Raw genomic sequence first — 16813 nt, 5'->3', positions numbered from 1 at the left:
AACCAGCATGCCGACGAAAAGCCCGGTCATCATCGATCTCAAATTCGACCAGGAACAGGTCGCCGCCGCCCTCAAGGGCGCCTTCCCGGACCGCGAGGTGATCAACCTCCTCCATCCGGCAAGCCGCAACCGCGACCTTTCCGGCATCGATTATGCCGTGGTCTGGAAGCCGGGCGCCGACCTCTTCTCCCGGGCGAAGGACCTGAAGGTCGTCTTTTCCGGCGGCGCGGGCGTCGACCATGTGCTGACGCTGCCCGGCCTGCCGGACGTGCCGCTGGTGCGCTTCGTCGATCCCTCCCTGACGACGCGCATGAGCGAGTGGGTCGCCCTGCAATGCCTCCTGCACCTGCGCCAGCACCGGGCCTACGAGGCGCAGCGGCAAAAGCGCGTCTGGCGCGAGCTCGCCCAGCCGGAGGCGAAGGAGTTCACCATCGGCATCATGGGCTTCGGCGTGCTCGGGCAGGATGCGGCGGCCAAGCTGAAGACGCTCGGCTTCAACGTCATCGGCTGGTCGAAGAGCGGCCGCAAGGTCGAGGGTTTCGAGACCTATGATGAAAACGGGCTCGACGCCTTCCTGGCGAAGACCGACATCCTCGTCGGCCTGCTGCCGCTGACGCCGGAAACGAAGGGCATCTTCAACACGGGCCTCTTCACCCGCCTTTCCCGCAAGGGCCCCTTCGGCGCGCCGGTCTTCGTCAACGGCGGGCGCGGCGGCAGCCAGGTGGAGGCCGACATCGTCGCGAGCCTCAACGACGGCACGCTGCACGGCGCCTCGCTCGACGTCTTCGAGCAGGAGCCGCTGCCGCTCGAAAGCCCGCTCTGGTCGATGGACAAGGCGTTCCTGACGCCGCATGCCGCGGCCGCCTCCGACGTCGGGGCGCTCTTCCGCCATGTCGGCGAGCAGATCGAGCGGCTGGAAAGCGGCAAGCCGCTGGAATATCTCGTCGACCGCAGCGCGGGTTACTGAGACGTTCAGGGCCGGCGATAGCCCGTCGGCTGCTCGTAGAGCCAGCCGATGCGCGCGATGGCGGCGTCGAGGTTCTCGCGCGCCACGCTCATCGTGTGGCCGTTGGCGTGGACGATGGTCGCCTCGTCCTCCATGATCGCCACATGCCCCTTCCAGAAGACGAGGTCGCCGCGATGCAGCTCGCCCCGTTCGATGGGCGTGCCGAGGCCGGCGGCCTGCATGTCGGAATCGCGTGGCGCCGTGCGGCCCGTCATCATCATGGAAAGCTGCACCAGGGCCGAGCAGTCGATCCCGAAGCCCGAGCGCCCGCCCCACAGATAGGGCGTCTCGATGAAACGGGTGGCGACGGAGACGTAGTCCTCGCTCGCCGGCGCGCCGGCCGGTAGGCAATGGCCGGCGACGACCGACCGGCCGCCCTCGAGCGTGAGGTAGCGCGTCCCGCGCGTCTCGCTCTCGCCGACAACCGTTAGCCGGCTTCCGATCGACAAGGCGAAGGCGGCGGGGGTGCGCAGGTCCGCGCCCGTATAGGCGAAGGTGCGGGGGACGGCGACGACATGGGTCGGCGCGCCCGTCCCGGACGCCAGCGCCGTCTCGCGGACATAGCCGACATAGCCGTCGAAGGCGGATTTCACCCAGGCCCAGCCGTCCGTCCGGTCGAGCACGGTGACGCTCTCGCCGAACAACACCTGCGTGTCGATGCCGGCCGCCTCGTCAGGCCGGGGCCGCAGCGGCACGACGGGCTCCGAGACCGTTGCCGGCGTGCCGGAGACGTAGCGGGCGGCGTCGACGGTGCCGCGCAGGGCCTCCTCGGCGAGGTCGGGGCGGTAGGCATTGAGGCGGCGGTCTGGCAAGGCGGTCATGGTCTTCTCACGGAGCGAGCTTGCGGCCTCCGGCGATGATGAGGTCGCCGAGGCGTTCGAGATAGAGCGCGCCGTCCACGGTGCGCTTGATGACGACGTTGCGCCGGTCGCGCTCGTCGCGCATCCGCGTCACCAGCCCCTGCTCGCCCATCGTGTCGAGCGCGCGGGTGATGACCGGCTTGGTGACGCCGAGCCTGGCGGCCAGCCCCCGCACGGTATGCGGCGGCGGCACGAGGTAGATTTCCAGGAGGATGGCAAGCTGGCGCAGCGTCAGGTCGCGCCCGTCCTCGTGGACCTGCTGCAGCGTCACCTCATGCCAGAGGCCGAGCGCCTGCGATGGGGTGAGATCTACCGGCACGGCTCCTCCGGGCAAATGGCTGTCGTTACGCTACCGTATCGTTCGTCCGAAGGAAAGCGTCCCGTCAGGCGGTCGCCTTGCGCAGGTGGTGGTAGAGCGCGCGGATCGCCTGCGCCTCGCCGCCGACCGGCGAATGCGGCCGCTCGGCCTGTGCCCAGGCATAGATGTCGAAATGCACCCAGCGCCGGTTGCGCGTGACGAAGCGCTTCAAGAACAGCGCCGCGGTGATCGAGCCGGCCATGCCGCCTGCGGGCGCGTTGGTGAGGTCGGCGATGCGGGCGGAGACGTCCTTGTCGTAGCCGGCATAGAGCGGCATGCGCCACATCGGGTCGTCCACCGAAAGGCTCGCCTCGGCAAGGTCGTGCGCAAGGTCGTCGTCGTCGGTGAAGAAGGGCGGCAGGTCCGGGCCGAGCGCGACGCGCGCCGCACCCGTCAGCGTCGCCATGTCGACGATGAGGTCCGCTTCCTCCTCGTCCGCATAGGCGAGCGCGTCGGCAAGGATCAGCCGGCCCTCGGCGTCGGTGTTGTCGATCTGCACGGTGAGGCCCTTGCGGCTCCTATAGATGTCGCCGGGGCGGAAGGCGTTCGCCGAGATGGAATTCTCGACGACGGGTACGAGGACCCGCAGGTCCACCTTCAGCTTGGCGTCCATGATCATCAGGGCGAGGCCCATGACGTTCGCCGCCCCGCCCATGTCCTTCTTCATCAGCAGCATGGAAGAGGCGGGCTTGATGTCGAGGCCACCAGTATCGAAGGTCACGCCCTTGCCGACGAGCGTCACGCGCTTGTGGCCCTTCTTGCCCCAGCGCAGTTCCAGGAGGCGCGGCGCCTGCGCGGCCGCGCGGCCGACCGTGTGGACGAGCGGAAAATTCTCCTTGAGCAGATCGTCGCCCGCGATGACGGAGACCTTCGCCTTGTAGTGCTCGCCGAGCGCGCGGAAGACGTCTTCCAGCGCATCCGGGCCCATGTCGTTGGTCGGCGTGTTGACGAGGTCGCGGGCAAGGAACACGCCGGCGAGCTGGCGCTTGATGTCGGCGGCGTCCGCGTCCGTTGGGATCAGCAGCGTCGGCGCCTCGGCGGCGGCGGCCTTGTAGCGCTCAAAGCGGTAGCTGCCGAGGCCGTAGCCGAGCGCGAGGCGGTTGGCCGTCAACGGTGCGGTCTCGATATGCCAGTCGCCGGCCGGCAGGGTGCGGGCGAGCTTGCCCGTCAGGAACGGCGCGTCGGACGGGTTCTTGCCGAGGCCGAAGAGCGCGCCGCCGAGATGCCCGTCCGCCGTCGGCACCATCAGCAGCGCGCCCGATTCGGCCTTGAAGCCGGCCTTCTTCGCCCAGTCGAGGGCGATCGGGTCGATCGACCCGGTCTCGATATGGGCCGGCGTGATCGCGAAGATCGGCAGCGTCTTGCCGCCCTTCGTGTTGAAGGGAGAGGGCCGGTCGATGAACTGGAAGGGGGCCATGGCGGAACCTTTGCAGACGAGCTTGAGAATCAGGCGATTAACACTCTGTTAGGGTTAACAGATTATTGCTGGAGCGGAGATTGCGGCGTGATTCCTTGACCGCCGCGACATGCGGGAAAATCGCTTCGGGGACTGATCATGGCCGCTTGCCCTAAGGGTTCGTCACTTCGTCCGGCGCTCCTTGCGAGCGCGGGCCTCCTCATCGGCCTGTCCCTTGCGGGCTGCGCGGGCAAGAGCAACATGACCACGGGGTCGATCCCGAAGTCCGAGCCGGTGGCCGCCATGAACGCGACGCAGCTTCGCGGGGCCGCCGAGCGGATCGGCGAGGCCTACGAGAAGAACCCCAAGGACCGCAATATCGGCATCCAGTATGCGAGCGTCCTGCGCATGAACGGGCGCAACGACCAGGCGCTCGCCGTCATGCAGCAGGTCGCCATCGCCAATCCGAACGACCGCGAGGTGCTGGCAGCCTACGGCAAGGCGCAGGCCGCCGCCGGCCAGCTCCAGCAGGCGCTCGATACGATCCTGCGCGCACAGACGCCGGACCGGCCGGACTGGCGGCTGAAATCGGCCGAAGGGGCGATCCTCGACCAGCTCGGCCGCTCGAGCGAGGCACGCCAGCGCTACCGCGCCGCGCTCGACATCCAGCCGAACGAGCCCTCGGTGCTCTCCAACCTCGGCATGTCCTATCTTCTGGCGCGCGACCTGAAGACGGCCGAGACCTACCTGCGCTCGGCCGCCCAGCAGCCCGGCGCCGACAGCAGCGTGCGGCAGAACCTTGCGCTGGCCGTCGGCCTGCAGGGCCGCTTCCAGGAGGCGGAGACCATCGCCCGGCAGGAGCTGACCGCCCAGCAGGCCGAGGCGAACGTCGCCTACCTGCGCGCCATGCTGAGCCAGCAGAACGCCTGGAAGAAGCTCGCCGCCGAGGACAACAACACCAACTGATCTCCAAGCGTCCCTCCCAAGACGCCAACGCCCCGGCCGAAACCTCGGCCGGGGCGTTTTCCGTCATGTCTTATGGGGTCTCGTTCAGAAGCGGTCGGCGACCTGGATGCCGGCGGGGCCGAGGATGACGGCGACGAGCACCGGCAGGAAGAACAGGATCATCGGCACCGTCAGCTTCGGCGGCAGGGCGGCGGCCTTCTTTTCGGCCTCGTTCATGCGCTGGTCGCGGCATTCCTGCGCGAGCACGCGCAGCGCCTGGGCGAGCGGCGTGCCGTAGCGTTCGGCCTGGATGAGGGCCTGCGTGACCGATTTCACCGTGTCGAGGCCGACGCGCGTGCCGAGGTTCTCATAGGCCTGCCGGCGCTCCTGCAGGAAGGAGAGCTCGGCCGTGGTCAGCACCAGCTCCTCGGCAAGTTCCGAGGAGGCCATGGCGATCTCGTCGGCGACGCGCTTGAAGGCGACCTCGATGGAAATGCCCGATTCCACGCAGATCAGCATCAGGTCGAGCGCATCCGGCCAGGCGCGGCGGATCGACTTCTGCCGCTTCGTCACCTGGTTGGAGACGAAGATGTTCGGCGAATAGAAGCCGATATAGGCGATGACGACGGTGGCGAGGATGCGCATCGGCAGCGGCTTGTCGCCGAGGAAGCCGAGATAGAAGATGTAGAAGACGGCAAGCGCCAGGAACACGAAGGGCAGCACGAAACGGGCGAAGAGGAAGATGTTCAGCGCGTTCTGCGAACGGTAGCCGGCCTGCCGCAGGCGGTTGACGGTGTTGGCGTCGACCAGCGCCTCGCGCAGGTTCAGCCGCTCGACCACCTGCCGCACGGAGGTGTTGTGCTGGGCGCGCAGCGAGGCCTTGCTCTGGCTCGCCTCGGCATTGAGGCGCGCCCTTTCGCGCGCCCGCATCTGCTCGCGCTCCAGCGCCACCGCCTTCATGCGCTTGTTGAGGTCGCCGCGCTCGAAATAGGGCGCCGCCAGCGTGTAGAAGGTCGCCAGCACCGCGATTATCACGAAGGCGGGAAGCAGGATGGCCGGATTGGTAAGCGTTTCAACCATGGCCGCCCCCTAGATGTCGAAGTTGATCATGTTGCGCATCACCAGGATGCCGATGGACATCCAGATGCCGGAGATGCCGAGGATGAGGTGCCCGCGCGGATCGTGGAAGAGAACCATGATGTATTCCGGCGAGGTAAGGTAGACGAGGAAGGCGACGATGAAGGGCAGCGCGCCGATGATGGCGGCCGAGGCCTTGGCTTCCATCGACAGCGCGTTGACCTTGGCGCGCATCTTGCGCCGCTCGCGCAGCACCCGCGACAGGTTGCCGAGCGCTTCGGAGAGGTTGCCGCCCGCCTGGCTCTGGATGGCGATGACGATGGAGAAGAAGTTGACTTCCTGCAGCGGGATGTTGGTGAACATGCGCGCGCAGGCCTCCGGCACGCTGAGGCCGACCTGCTGGGCCTCGACGATGCGGCGGAATTCCGAACGGACCGGCTCCTGTCCCTCGGCGGCGATCAGCCGGAGGGCGTCGGTGAGCGGCAGGCCCGACTTGATGGAGCGGACCATGACGTCGAGCGAGTTGGGGAATTCCTCGAGGAACCTGTTGAGCCGCCGCTTGACGAGGAAGCCGACGACCCAGCGCGGCAGCCCCGCCGCGACGATGAAGGCGGCGCCGAGCGAGACGAGAAGGCCCGCGCCCGCCAGAAGCGTCAGCACGAAGGCGAACAGGCCGAAGATCGCGCTGAAGATGTAGAACTTCGTGACGGTCAGCGACAGGCCGGCCTGCGACAGGCGCGCCTTCATCGTGGTGGCGACGCGCTTGGTCTGCTCGCGCTGCTTCTTTTCGAGGTCCTTCAGCGAATCCTGCACCGACTTGCGGCGCTTGGAGAGTTCCTGCATGCGGTCGCGGGCAGCCTTGGCCTTGCCCTGGTCGGTCTCGGCGGCCTGCACGCGGCGCACGCGGCTTTCCGTCTTCTTCTCCGCCTCGATGCGCGAGAACAGCAGGCCGTAGGCAAGGCCCGCGGTCGAGAGCACCGCCAGCGCGAAGATCGCAACGATGTTGATATCCAGCCCGAACATCCGCGCGCCTATCTGCCCTTACGGCTTTTCCATCGCGTCGAGCGTTGCCGCAAGGCGCTTGTCCTCATTGAAATAGCGGGCGCGATCCCAGAAATGCGGCTTGCCGATGCCGGTGCCCGTGTGCTGGCCGACGATGCGGCCGTTGGCGTCCTCGCCCTGGATCTCGAAGCGCATCAGGTCCTGCGTGACGATGACGTCGCCTTCCATGCCGACCACTTCGGTGATGTGGGTGATGCGGCGCGAACCGTCGCGCAGGCGCGAGGCCTGGATGATGACGTCGATGGAGCCGGCGATGATCTCGCGCACGGTCTTGGCCGGCAGCGTGTAGCCGCCCATGGCGATCATGGACTCCATGCGCGAAAGGCATTCGCGCGGCGTGTTGGCGTGGATCGTGCCCATCGAGCCGTCGTGGCCGGTGTTCATCGCCTGCAGGAGGTCGAAGACCTCCGGTCCGCGCACTTCGCCGACGATGATGCGCTCGGGACGCATGCGCAGGCAGTTCTTGATGAGGTCGCGCATGGTGATCTCGCCCTCGCCCTCGATGTTCGGCGGGCGGGTTTCAAGGCGCACCACATGGGGCTGCTGGAGCTGGAGTTCGGCCGAGTCCTCGCAGGTGATGACCCGCTCGTCCTCGTCGATATAGCGCGTCAGGCAGTTGAGCAGCGTCGTCTTGCCCGAGCCCGTGCCGCCCGAGATGACGAGGTTGCAGCGCACGCGGCCGATGATCTGCAGCAGCGTCGCGCCCTCCGGCGTGATCGAGCCGAAGCGGACGAGCTGGTCGAGGGTCAGCTTGTCCTTCTTGAACTTTCGGATGGTGAGCGCGGTGCCGTCGATGGCGAGCGGCGGGGCGATGACGTTGACGCGCGAGCCGTCGGGCAGGCGCGCGTCGCAGATCGGGCTCGATTCGTCGACGCGGCGGCCGACCTGGCTGACGATGCGCTGGCAGATGGAAAGGAGCTGGGCGTTGTCGCGGAAGCGGATCTCCGATTCCTGCACCTTGCCGGCAACTTCGATATAGGTCTTGCCAGCGCCGTTCACCATGATGTCGGCGATGTCGTCGCGCGCAAGCAGCGGCTCCAGCGGACCGTAGCCGAGAACGTCGTTGCAGATGTCGTCGAGCAGTTCCTCCTGCTCGGAGATCGACATCGCGAAGTTCTTGATCGTGATGATGTCGTTGACGATGTCGCGGATTTCCTCGCGCGCGCTCTCGGTGTCGAGCTTGGCGAGCTGCGACAGGTCGATCGTGTCGATGAGCGCGGAAAAGACCTGGCTCTTCGTGTCGTAGTAATCCTCGGTGCGGGCCACGCGGCGGCGCGCGGCGGGAGCCGGCGTCGGGGCCGCGACAGGCGCGGGCGCCGGCTCGAAGACGGGCTGTGCCGGCGCGGCGGCGGCCGCCGGCCGCTCCACCGTCATGGTCGGGGCGGACGCGGGCATGGCGACGGGCGCCTGGCCCGCCGTGCCGCTCTTGCCGAAACCTTCATTGCCGCGTTTGCCGAACATGCCGTTTCATCCAGTCTGTTGCATCGCCCCCGGGTTCTCCCGGGACTTACTTGCGGCCGAGGAGGCCCAGCATCTTGCCGAGCCCGGCCTTCTTGGGTTTCTTCACCGTCGCGCGGCCCGTCACCAGATGGGCGATCTGCGAGAAGGTCTCCGCGGTCGGCGACTTCTTGTCCATCTCCGCGATCATGCGGCCGCTGTTGGCCGCCGTGCCGAAAAGCTGCGCGTCGAAGGGAATGATCGCCACCGGCTCCACGCCGAGCGGATCGCAGAAATCGGCGGGCGCGATTTCCGGGCGCTTGGGCATCCCGACCTGGTTGAGGACGAGGTGTGGCGGCTTGTCGTTCGGCCGGAGCTTCTTCAGCGCGTCCAGCATGTTCTTGGCGTTGCGCAGGTTCGCAAGGTCCGGCACGGCCGTGATGATCAGCTCGTCGACCTCCGACAGGAGCGTGCGCGTCCATTCCGACCAGGCATGCGGCACGTCGAGCACCGTGACCGGCGCGCTGCGCTGGAGCACTTCGAGCACCGGCTGGAAGGAGCCGCGCTCGAGGTCGTAGGCGCGGTCGAGCATGGAGGGTGCCGCGAGCAGCGACAGGTGCTCGGAGCACTTCGTCAGCAGGCGGTCGAGGAAGACCTCGTCGAGCCGGTCCGGCGCGTAGATCGCCTCGGAAATGCCCTGCGGCGGATCCTGGTCGAAATCGATATTGGCCGTGCCGTAGGGCAGGTCGAGGTCGGCGAGGATCACTTCCGTCTGGAACAGGCTGGAAATGTCGAAGGCGCAATTGTGCGCGACGGTCGAGGAGCCCGCACCGCCCTTGGCGCCGATGAAGGCGACCGATCGGCCGAGCGGTTCGGCCTCCGGGTCGACGAAGATCGCCGCCATGGCGTTCAGCACCTCGGCCATGCCGACGGGGCCGACCATGTATTCGGAAATGCCGTTACGGATGAGCTCGCGGTAAAGCGGGATGTCGTTGTAGCGGCCGACGATGATGACCTTGGTGGAGGGATCGCACACCTCGGCGAGTGGAGCCAGTTCCTCCATGATGCCGCGCGGCTCGGTCGAGGTCTCCAGGATGAGGAGGTTCGGCGTCGGCGCGGAGGCGAACATGTTGGCCGCCGCCGCAATGCTGGCGCTCGATATCTTGAGGCTGACCTTGGCCATGCGCCGGTCCTGCCCGCAGCGCTCCATGGCGCGCAGCATCGCCTCGCTCTCGCAGAAGGCGTGGACGGAGATGCGCGGCAGCGGGCGCACGGATTCGAGGTCGGTCGGGCGCACGGCCTCGTCCGCCGTCTCCTGCGCGGCCTCGCTGGTGAAGGTGTAGTCGACCGTGCTCATGGCGTCACATGTCCTTCAGTTCGGTATAGGCGTCACGGTAACGCTGCAGCGCATTGCCGCGCTGGGTGGCGTCGGCCGGCGTCATGCGCCGCGGACCGAGGAGGTCGTTGGGATCGGCGATCTGGGCCGCAAGGTTGTTCTGCGTGGCGCAGCCGAAATTGTAGTAGTTCTTGTTGGCGGACGTGTTGACCACTAGGTCCTCCGGCCACTGGCCGCAGGCCGGCGTCGAGGCCGTGATCGCGTAGTAGCTGAGGCGGATGGGCGCTGCCTCCGCCGGATCGCCGGCGACATAGCTTTCCATGACGATCTTGCGGGCGGGAACGCCGCGGCGGGCAACCAGCCTGCGGATCTCGCGGCTCGTCACGGCGGTCGCCGCCGCATTGCGCGCGTCGCCCGGAACGAGGATGCGGAAGATGCCGGAGGCGCCCGTCGCATAGCCGTCGACGAAGCCGGCGATCACCTCGCTCTGGCCGCGGGTCAGGCGGGAGGCGCCGGTGGCGATCGGGATGTCGATCGTCTTTTCCTGCTCGCCGACGACGATGGGATGGCGCGTGCGGTAGTCGTCCGGCAGCGCGCCCGTCGTCGAGCGGTCGGGGTTCGCGCAGCCTGCGGCGAGCGCGGCGACCACCGCCATCGCCAGGAGCGCGGCGGTGCGGCCGGTCTTGCTGGTGCTGTGCATTTCATTTGCCATTGGCTGGGCCCGTCCCTTCGTCACGTCGCACCCGATCATTTGTAGATGAAGCCCACGCTGCCTTCGTAGCGCTGGGCGGGCAGGTCGCTCTTGCGGCCATAGATCTGATTGACCTGGCCGAGGAAGACGCTCGCCGCGTCGCTGGCCGGGTTGAAATTGTCGTCCGGCCGCGCAAGCGCGTTGCGGTTCACCGGCTTGACGAGATAGGGCGTGGCGATGATCACCAGCTCCGTCTCGTTGCGCTCGATGGATTTCTGGCGGAACAGCGCGCCGAGGATCGGCACTTTCGAGGCGACCGGCGTGCCGTTCATCGACTGCTGCACGTCGTCGCGGATGAGGCCGGCAAGCGCGATGGAGCCGCCGGAGGGCAGCTCGACGACCGTTTCGGCGTCGCGCCGGCGGTATTCCGCCCCGCCCGTCGCCGTGGTCGGCTCGGAGACCTTCGTCTGGATCCTGAGGCTGATGCGGCCGGAGGAAAGCACCGTCGGCGTGAAGCCGAGGGAAATGCCGTACTGGTAGGTGGTCGTCGAGTAGCCGCCATTGCCGTCCGAGACGGTATAGAGGCGCTCGCCGCCGGAATTGAAGGTGGCCGACTGGCCGGAGACGGCCGTCAGAGTCGGTTCGGCCAGCGTGCGGATCGCCTTGGCCTGTTCGAGCGCGCTCAGCGCCATATCGATGCCGAACTTGCCGATATTGCCGGCGACCGAGCCGGTGAGGCCGGCGGAGGCGGCGTTGAAGGTCAGGACGTCGAGATTGGAGCCCGAGGCCCCGGCGACGCGGCTGAAGGTGTTGTCGAAGCCGAGCTGCTTGAGGACTTCGCGGCGGATTTCGGCGACCGTCACCTTGAGCGTGACCTGGTCCTCACCCTCGACCTGCAGCATGTTGACGACCTGCGAGCTCTGGCGCGCCTCGCCGAAGATGGCCGCATCGCCGTTGTTGCCCTGCGCCGTGATGTTGCGGGTCGTCGCTTCGCCGCCCTTCAGGAAGATTTCCGCAAGGCTCACCGCCTGCGCGGCATCCTGCGGCGTGCGCACGGAACCGCTGAGCACGATGTTGTCCGAGATGATCTCGACCTGGATGTCGGAATCGGGGATGAAGCGGCGCAGGTTCGCCTGAAGCCCGCTCACGTCGCGTTCCACGTTGAGGTCGATGCTGACGATCTCCTCGCCATTGGGGCCGAAGACGAAGATGTTGGTCTGGCCGACTTCCTTGCCGAAAAGATAGATGCGCCGCGAGGTGCGGGTAACGGCATCCGCCTTGACCGGATCGGCGACGAGGATGTCGTGCGCGTCGCTCGGCAGGTCGATGACGAGAGCCTTGTTGAGGCCGAGCCTCAGCGTCTTGCGCGCGCCGGGGCCGCTCTCCTGGATGCGGATGATGGAGCTGGTGGCCGCCTCGGCGACCGAGACGGGGGCGCCGGTGACGATTGCCGCCGGCAGGCCGGAAAATGCGAGGCAGAAGCTCGCACCGCCTGCGACAGAAGCCCGAAAAGTCCTTGCGATTCCAAACACGGGGGTCAGCTCCTGATCACTTCTGCGTTGCGGACGTGGCGCCGGTGACGATTTCGCCGGTCTTGATCACCTGCACGACCGGCGAGCCGTCGCCGCCGGAAAGCAGGTAGTCGGCAGCCGTGTTGTCGGGCTCCTGGGCGTCGGCGACGCTGCGCAGCGCCAGCGACAGGCGCTCTGCCATCTGCTGGGCGACGGCCATCACCTTGGTCTGGTCCGGCGTGAGCTCAAGGGTTGCGGTGGTGCCGACGACGGCCTTGGAGCCGTCCGGATTCTCCTGGATCTGCTGGTCGATCGCCAGAACGCGGACATTGGAGAGCACGGTTTCGGTGAGATAGGCGCCGGTGCCGTTCTTGCGCACCATGGTCACGTCGACGCGGTCGTTCGGCAGGATGAAGCCGCCGGCGCCGGTGGCGACGGAGATTTCCGTCGCGACGGCGCGTTTGCCGGCCGGCAGCAGCGAGGACATGATGCGGCTGGAGGAATCGGCGATCTTCTCCTGGCGGATCGGCTCGCCGTTGAAGATCGGCATGCGCGCGATGGCGCCGTTCAGCTTGTCGACGGCATCGGGCCGGTTCTGATCGGTGATGAAGCCTTCGACGATGGAGCCCTGCGGCCAGGGCGCCCAGGCGACGACATCCGGATTGAGACGCGCGCCGACCGGCAGGCTTTCCTTGGCGACGAGCACGTTGATGGTGGGCTCGCGCTCAACGACCTTCTGCATCTCGATCGACGGCTTGCCGCCGCGCGCGATCTGAAGGGCGAGCAGCCCTGCCACGCCCGCCGAAACGACGGCCACTGCCAGAATGATGATTCGCGCCGGTTTCATGTGGTTTCCCTGAGCTGCGGAGTCTCCTATCCGCCCAGATTGACCGGCAATGGTGTAATTATGGTTAATAAGCGCCTTACGGCTATGGTTAACGCCCGGTTGACGTCAGCCGCCGAGGACGGCGAGCATCAGCGGCGAGGACGGATAGGCCGCAAAGGCCGCAACGCCGATGGCGATGCCGTAGGGCACCTTCTTGGCGGTCAGCAGATGCTGGGGAACCGGCAGGCCGCTCGCCAGGATCGTGTTCGTGTGCGAGCGCAGCGACAGGATGGCGAGCGTCAAGAGGCCGCCGAAGAAGGACACGTAGATCAGGAACTCGACCAGCGAGAAGGTGAGGCCGAACCAGACGGCGCTCGCCGTCAGGAGCTTCGCATCGCCGCCGCCCATGGCGTTGATGGCGAACAGCGCAAAGCAGGCCGCAAAGACCGCAGCCCCCGCCGCAAGGTGCATCGCGATCTCCGTGAGGCCGAGGCCCGCGAGCGGCGCGACGACGAGGAAAGAGGCGATGAGGATCGCCGAGACCCGGTTGGGAATCAGCATTGTCAGGAAATCGGAGCAGGCCGCAAGGGCAAGGCACAGCGGGAAAACCACGAAGATGATGGCCTGAGTCACGGCAGTCTCCTGCTTTCCAAGATGATGCGCCTGATCGGTTTCGGAATGGATAATGCGCGAAAGACAGAAAGCCGCCTTCAGGCGGCTTTCCAAATGCTGACTAGCTAGTTGCCTAGCTATTAGTCATATGCACCCTCGGTAGCCTGCATCTTGTCCTTGAGGCTCATGAACGTGTTGTTCAGCGAGCCGCCGAGTGCGGTGGCGCCGGTGATGAGGGCGACGGAAATCAGGGCGGCGATCAGGCCGTATTCGATGGCGGTTGCGCCAGACTCGTCCTTCATAAGGCGAGCGAAAATCTTGGTCATGGTATTCTCCTAGCTCCACGATGTTGGTTCAGCACGTCCGCCAACTGTTTCCGTTGTTCGGATGGTTGCAACCTACAGGCAGGCCATTTCCATCGGCTTAAAGAAGTCAGTTAATGGAACCCTAACCGACAGAGGCCGGATTTATGGTTACCATCCGGTCAATTCGGCCTTATCGGCCCGTTTTTTGCGGCTTTTGCGTATAGCCAGGCTTTTGGCCTGCAATAAGCGTCAGGGTTGAAACGGGAATACGATCCCCTGCCTTAAACCTTCATTCACCATTCCCGGCGATGCTAGCGGCAATTCATTGTCGGGATGACTGTTTATGGGACGCCACTGGACATTCGCTGCTGGGGCAGCAACGCTTGCGACAGCCGCACTTGCCCTCCTTTCGGCAACGGGCACGGCCTTCGCCGAGGAACAGTTCATGCGCGTCTATATGGACCATGCGCGCGTCCTCAGGCTCGACCGTCCGGTCAGCAAGGTGATCGTCGGCAATGCCGAGGTCGCCGACGCGACGGTGGCCGATGCGCACACCATCGTGCTGACCGGCCGTAACTTCGGCACCACCAACCTCGTCCTGCTCGATGCCGACGGCAATGCCATCGTCGACGAGCGCGTCCTCGTCTCCATCGACGAGGGCAACACGGTACGCGTCTTCCGCCAGACGGACCGCTCTGTGCTGTCCTGCACGCCGAATTGCGAGGTCCATGCCAGCAAGACCGCCAACGGCGGTTGAGGCCCGTCCCGCATTCGGCGTCCGGATGCGGGAAACCGTTCAATTCCTCCTTGCCTTGCACACGAAATGTAAAGGGTCTGCCGGCTAATCTCGCCATATCCAGCATTTGGGAATGGATCGCGATGTCGCTCGGTCATGACGCAATTCCTCGCCGCCGGCCTATGAAGGACCTGCGCGAGCGTTTCCTCGCCCGCCGCGACGGTTCGGCGGCCATCGAGTTCGCGCTTCTTGCGCTGCCTTTCTTCATCATGGTCTTCGCCTCCATCGAGACCTTCGTGGCCTTCACCGGCGAGCAGCTCCTGGCGAACGCCACCGACACCATGGCGCGCAAGATCCGCACCGGCGCGATCACCTCCACCATGTCCAAGGAGGATTTCCGCAAGGCCTTCTGCGAGGAGATCAAGATCCTGATGCCCTGCTCGGCGACGGAGGCGGCCAAACCCGACAAGCTGTGGATCGACGTGCGCAGCTTCTCTTCCTATGCGCAGATCCCGAAGGCCGTTCCCATCACCGACGGCGACCTCGACACCACGTCGTTCAAGTTCGAGCCCGGCGGCAAGAAGACGATCAACATCGTGCGCGCCTATTATCGCTGGGACGTGGTGACGGACCTCGTGCGCCCCATGCTCTCCAGCGTCCGCTCCGCGGACGGCTCCCGGCAGAACTACCTGATGGTCGCGACGGCCGTCGTCCAGAACGAGGATTACCAGTGATGGGCGCTCCTGCCGAAACCGGACGGACCGGAAAGACGCTGCCTGGCGGCGGCCTTCTCCTGCGGCTTCGCCGCTTCGTCGACGACCGCCGCGGCGTCGGCGCCATCGAGTTCGCCATCGTCGCGCCGATTCTCATCATGGCCTATATCGGCGCCTTCGAGATTTCCGTCGCCGTCGCCACATCGCGCAAGGTCAGCCGGGCGGCAAGCACCGTCTCCGACCTCCTGACGCAGAGCAAGACGACGACGGCGGCGACGCTGGACACAATGAAGGACGTCGTGAAGAACGTGCTCGCGCCCTATGCGATCACCGGCTACTCGCTCAAGATCACCGGCATCGCGGTGGATGCCGACGGCAAGGCGACGGTCGCCTGGTCCCGCGACCAGAAGGCCGGCAAGCCCTACGGCTCGGGCGACGCCGTCACGCTGCCGTCGAACATGGACGCCAAGAGCACCTTCATCGTGCGCACGGAGCTGGTCGTTCCCCATTCCATCCTCCTGATGGCGCCGGGCCTCAGCTCGCAGATCAACGAGGTCAACCTTTCCAAGACGAGCTATTTCCGCCAGCGCGTCGGCGACGCGATCGCCTGCAGCGGCTGCTGAGGCCGACCGGCCGGCGCGGCGATTTTCCTTGAACCCTTCGCAGGGCCTGTGCGATGTCACGCGGATGCGGACTGACGACAGGTGATCCATGGCGCGGGCCTTTCTCTTCGTTCTCGATTCCTTCGGCATCGGCGGTGGGCCGGATGCGGCGGCCTTCGGCGATCTCGGCGCCGATACGCTCGGCCATATCGCGGAATTCTGCGCGGCGGGCGCCGCCGATCGGCCCGGCCTCCGGCAAGGGCCGCTGAAACTGCCCAACATGTCGGCCCTCGGCCTGCTGCACGCCGCGCGCGCCGCCACCGGCCGCTTCCCGCCCGGCATGGACGTGCCGCAGCGCGTCTTCGGCTATCATGGGGCGGCAAGCGAGGTCTCCAACGGCAAGGACACCCCGTCCGGCCACTGGGAGATCGCCGGAACGCCCGTCACCTTCGACTGGGGCTATTTTCCCGCCGAGGGCGACGCCTTCGAGCCCGAGCTGGTGGAGGCGATCGCAAGGCAGGGCAACGTGCCCGGCATCCTCGGCAATTGCCACGCCTCGGGTACGGACATCATCGCCCGCCACGGGCTGGAGCATATCCGCACCGGAAAGCCGATCTGCTACACCTCCTCCGATTCGGTCTTCCAGATCGCCGCGCATGAGACCCATTTCGGCCTCGACCGGCTGCTTTCCTTCTGCGAGACGGTGCGGAAAATCCTCGACGAGCGGCCCGGCGGGCGCATCGGCCGGGTTATCGCGCGGCCCTTCCTCGGCGAGACGCCGCAGACCTTCGAGCGTACCGGCAACCGGCGCGACTATTCCGTGCTGCCGCCCGAGCCGACCCTCCTCGACCGGCTGACGGAAGCCGGCCGCACGGTGCATGCCGTCGGCAAGATCGGCGACATCTTCGCCCACCAGGGCATCGGCACGCTCACCAAGGCGAACGGCAACCTGGCGCTCTTCGACGCGACGCTGCGCGTGATGGACGAGGCGAAGGACGGCGACCTCGTCTTCACCAATTTCGTCGATTTCGACATGCTCTACGGCCACCGCCGCGATGTCCCCGGCTATGCCGCGGCGCTCGAAGCCTTCGACCGGCGCCTGCCGGAAGTGGACCGCAAGCTGAAGCCCGGCGACATCGTCATCTTTACCGCCGACCACGGCTGCGATCCCACCTGGCGCGGCACCGACCATACGCGCGAGCGCGTGCCGATCATGAGCTTCGGGCCCGGCATCCGCTCGCGCCTCATCGAGACCCGCACCACCTTCGCCGATATCGGCGAGACCGTCGCCCGCCATCTCGGCATTGCGCCGGGCCCGCACGGAAGGAGCTTCCTGTGAC

18 protein-coding genes are annotated in these 16813 nt (G+C 66.5%); 6 read left to right on the top strand and 12 right to left on the bottom strand.

Annotated elements, in window-relative coordinates; genetic code table 11:
- Positions 1–7: 7 nt before the first annotated feature.
- A complete protein-coding gene (locus tag HNQ66_RS12095) occupies positions 8–967 on the top strand; it encodes a 2-hydroxyacid dehydrogenase (RefSeq protein WP_184144409.1) in 960 nt (319 codons plus the stop codon).
- 5 nt (positions 968–972) lie between these two features.
- Here HNQ66_RS12095 and HNQ66_RS12090 read toward each other — a convergent pair whose 3' ends face one another.
- The 3 genes from HNQ66_RS12090 to HNQ66_RS12080 all read right to left on the bottom strand — a co-directional run bounded on the left by HNQ66_RS12090 (position 973) and on the right by HNQ66_RS12080 (position 3641).
- On the bottom strand, positions 973–1827 hold the full coding sequence (locus tag HNQ66_RS12090; RefSeq protein WP_184144408.1) for a C40 family peptidase: 855 nt from the start codon (positions 1825–1827) through the stop codon (positions 973–975).
- 7 nt (positions 1828–1834) lie between these two features.
- Positions 1835–2185 carry a MarR family transcriptional regulator gene (locus HNQ66_RS12085; protein WP_184144407.1) on the bottom strand — a complete coding sequence of 117 codons (351 nt, stop codon included), beginning with the start codon at positions 2183–2185 and terminating at the stop codon, positions 1835–1837.
- A 64-nt stretch (positions 2186–2249) separates the two neighbouring features.
- The gene (locus HNQ66_RS12080; protein WP_184144406.1) at positions 2250–3641 is read right to left on the bottom strand and encodes a leucyl aminopeptidase family protein; all 1392 of its coding nucleotides are present in this window, start codon (positions 3639–3641) and stop codon (positions 2250–2252) included.
- 240 nt (positions 3642–3881) lie between these two features.
- Here HNQ66_RS12080 and HNQ66_RS12075 point away from each other — a divergent pair, with 240 nt between their 5' ends.
- A complete protein-coding gene (locus HNQ66_RS12075; RefSeq protein ID WP_380779297.1) occupies positions 3882–4586 on the top strand; it encodes a tetratricopeptide repeat protein in 705 nt (234 codons plus the stop codon).
- Between the two features lie 84 nt (positions 4587–4670).
- Here HNQ66_RS12075 and HNQ66_RS12070 read toward each other — a convergent pair whose 3' ends face one another.
- From HNQ66_RS12070 to HNQ66_RS12030, 9 genes are all read right to left on the bottom strand, one after another.
- On the bottom strand, positions 4671–5645 hold the full coding sequence (locus HNQ66_RS12070) for a type II secretion system F family protein (RefSeq protein ID WP_184144404.1): 975 nt from the start codon (positions 5643–5645) through the stop codon (positions 4671–4673).
- A gap of 9 nt (positions 5646–5654) precedes the next feature.
- Positions 5655–6665 carry a type II secretion system F family protein gene (locus HNQ66_RS12065; RefSeq protein ID WP_184144403.1) on the bottom strand — a complete coding sequence of 337 codons (1011 nt, stop codon included), beginning with the start codon at positions 6663–6665 and terminating at the stop codon, positions 5655–5657.
- 18 nt (positions 6666–6683) lie between these two features.
- Positions 6684–8165: a TadA family conjugal transfer-associated ATPase gene (locus HNQ66_RS12060; RefSeq protein WP_184144402.1), complete on the bottom strand. Its 1482-nt coding sequence runs from the start codon at positions 8163–8165 to the stop codon at positions 6684–6686.
- A gap of 46 nt (positions 8166–8211) precedes the next feature.
- Positions 8212–9498, bottom strand: coding sequence for a CpaE/TadZ family protein (locus HNQ66_RS12055; protein ID WP_184144401.1), 1287 nt, complete (start codon positions 9496–9498; stop codon positions 8212–8214).
- Between the two features lie 4 nt (positions 9499–9502).
- Entirely contained in the window at positions 9503–10177 is a 675-nt protein-coding gene (locus HNQ66_RS12050) for a CpaD family pilus assembly protein (RefSeq protein WP_246434291.1), read from the bottom strand.
- Between the two features lie 47 nt (positions 10178–10224).
- Positions 10225–11700, bottom strand: coding sequence for a type II and III secretion system protein family protein (locus tag HNQ66_RS12045; protein ID WP_184144399.1), 1476 nt, complete (start codon positions 11698–11700; stop codon positions 10225–10227).
- Between the two features lie 16 nt (positions 11701–11716).
- Positions 11717–12526: a Flp pilus assembly protein CpaB gene (gene cpaB, locus HNQ66_RS12040; protein ID WP_184144398.1), complete on the bottom strand. Its 810-nt coding sequence runs from the start codon at positions 12524–12526 to the stop codon at positions 11717–11719.
- Positions 12527–12631: 105 nt separating this feature from the next.
- Complete coding sequence (locus tag HNQ66_RS12035) at positions 12632–13138, bottom strand: prepilin peptidase (protein ID WP_184144397.1); 507 nt, start codon at positions 13136–13138, stop codon at positions 12632–12634.
- A gap of 119 nt (positions 13139–13257) precedes the next feature.
- Complete coding sequence (locus tag HNQ66_RS12030) at positions 13258–13443, bottom strand: Flp family type IVb pilin (RefSeq protein ID WP_184144396.1); 186 nt, start codon at positions 13441–13443, stop codon at positions 13258–13260.
- A gap of 322 nt (positions 13444–13765) precedes the next feature.
- On the opposite strand from HNQ66_RS12030, the gene HNQ66_RS12025 reads away from it, so the two are divergent.
- The 4 genes from HNQ66_RS12025 (at position 13766) to HNQ66_RS12010 (ending at position 16812) form a co-directional block, all read left to right on the top strand.
- Positions 13766–14179 carry a pilus assembly protein N-terminal domain-containing protein gene (locus HNQ66_RS12025; RefSeq protein WP_184144395.1) on the top strand — a complete coding sequence of 138 codons (414 nt, stop codon included), beginning with the start codon at positions 13766–13768 and terminating at the stop codon, positions 14177–14179.
- A 122-nt stretch (positions 14180–14301) separates the two neighbouring features.
- The gene (locus HNQ66_RS12020) at positions 14302–14892 is read left to right on the top strand and encodes a TadE/TadG family type IV pilus assembly protein (protein WP_184144394.1); all 591 of its coding nucleotides are present in this window, start codon (positions 14302–14304) and stop codon (positions 14890–14892) included.
- Complete coding sequence (locus tag HNQ66_RS12015; protein ID WP_184144393.1) at positions 14892–15494, top strand: TadE/TadG family type IV pilus assembly protein; 603 nt, start codon at positions 14892–14894, stop codon at positions 15492–15494. Before HNQ66_RS12020 ends, HNQ66_RS12015 begins: the two co-directional genes overlap by 1 nt.
- A gap of 88 nt (positions 15495–15582) precedes the next feature.
- A complete protein-coding gene (locus HNQ66_RS12010; RefSeq protein ID WP_184144392.1) occupies positions 15583–16812 on the top strand; it encodes a phosphopentomutase in 1230 nt (409 codons plus the stop codon).
- The last annotated feature ends 1 nt before the right edge of the window (position 16813 follow it).

The organism is Shinella fusca, from assembly GCF_014203155.1.
Taxonomy (GTDB): domain Bacteria; phylum Pseudomonadota; class Alphaproteobacteria; order Rhizobiales; family Rhizobiaceae; genus Shinella; species Shinella fusca.
Note: the sequence above shows the minus strand (reverse complement) of the source record. Positions and strands in the feature narration are given on the sequence as shown.